This window comes from Duganella sp. 3397 (assembly GCF_031456625.1).
Lineage (GTDB): Bacteria > Pseudomonadota > Gammaproteobacteria > Burkholderiales > Burkholderiaceae_D > Rugamonas > Rugamonas phyllosphaerae.
Map to the genome: position 1 here is coordinate 1 of NZ_JAVDVB010000019.1, position 1,368 is coordinate 1,368.

Consider the following 1,368-nt stretch of genomic DNA (forward strand, 5'->3'; position numbering starts at 1 on the left):
TCTGTAGCAATCGGAAGTGGTTCCAAGAAAAGCCTCTAAGCTTCAGTCATACGAGACCGTACCGCAAACCGACACAGGTGGGCGAGATGAGTATTCTAAGGCGCTTGAGAGAACTCGGGAGAAGGAACTCGGCAAATTGGTACCGTAACTTCGGGAAAAGGTACGCCCCGGTAGCTTGGTCACTTTACTGTGATAGGGCGAAAGGGTTGCAATAAACTGGTGGCTGCGACTGTTTAATAAAAACACAGCACTCTGCAAACACGAAAGTGGACGTATAGGGTGTGACGCCTGCCCGGTGCTGGAAGATTAAATGATGGGGTGCAAGCTCTTGATTGAAGTCCCAGTAAACGGCGGCCGTAACTATAACGGTCCTAAGGTAGCGAAATTCCTTGTCGGGTAAGTTCCGACCTGCACGAATGGCGTAACGATGGCCACACTGTCTCCTCCCGAGACTCAGCGAAGTTGAAGTGTTTGTGATGATGCAATCTACCCGCGGCTAGACGGAAAGACCCCATGAACCTTTACTGTAGCTTTGCATTGGACTTTGAATCAATCTGTGTAGGATAGGTGGGAGGCTTTGAAGCGGGAACGCCAGTTCTCGTGGAGCCAACCTTGAAATACCACCCTGGTTCATTTGAGGTTCTAACCTTGGCCCGTTATCCGGGTCGGGGACAGTGCATGGTAGGCAGTTTGACTGGGGCGGTCTCCTCCTAAAGTGTAACGGAGGAGTTCGAAGGTACGCTAGTTACGGTCGGACATCGTGACGATAGTGCAATGGCATAAGCGTGCTTAACTGCGAGACTGACAAGTCGAGCAGGTACGAAAGTAGGACATAGTGATCCGGTGGTTCTGTATGGAAGGGCCATCGCTCAACGGATAAAAGGTACTCTGGGGATAACAGGCTGATTCCTCCCAAGAGTTCATATCGACGGGGGAGTTTGGCACCTCGATGTCGGCTCATCACATCCTGGGGCTGTAGCCGGTCCCAAGGGTATGGCTGTTCGCCATTTAAAGTGGTACGTGAGCTGGGTTTAAAACGTCGTGAGACAGTTTGGTCCCTATCTGCCGTGGGCGTTGGAAATTTGAAGGGGGCTGCTCCTAGTACGAGAGGACCGGAGTGGACGAACCTCTGGTGTACCGGTTGTCACGCCAGTGGCATTGCCGGGTAGCTAAGTTCGGAAGAGATAACCGCTGAAAGCATCTAAGCGGGAAACTTGCCTTGAGATGAGATTTCCCAGAGCCTTGAGCTCTTTGAAGGGTCGTTCGAGACCAGGACGTTGATAGGCTGGGTGTGGAAGTGCAGTAATGCATTAAGCTAACCAGTACTAATTGCCCGTACGGCTTGTCCCTATAACCTTAGCAGGTTAT

The 1,368-nt window shown here is 51.5% G+C and carries 1 rRNA gene; it reads left to right on the plus strand.

Annotated features, from left to right (window positions below):
* Nucleotides 1-1,350: ribosomal RNA gene (locus J2X54_RS25670) — 23S ribosomal RNA — on the plus strand; the annotation flags it as partial.
* Between the last annotated feature and the right edge of the window lie 18 nt (nt 1,351-1,368).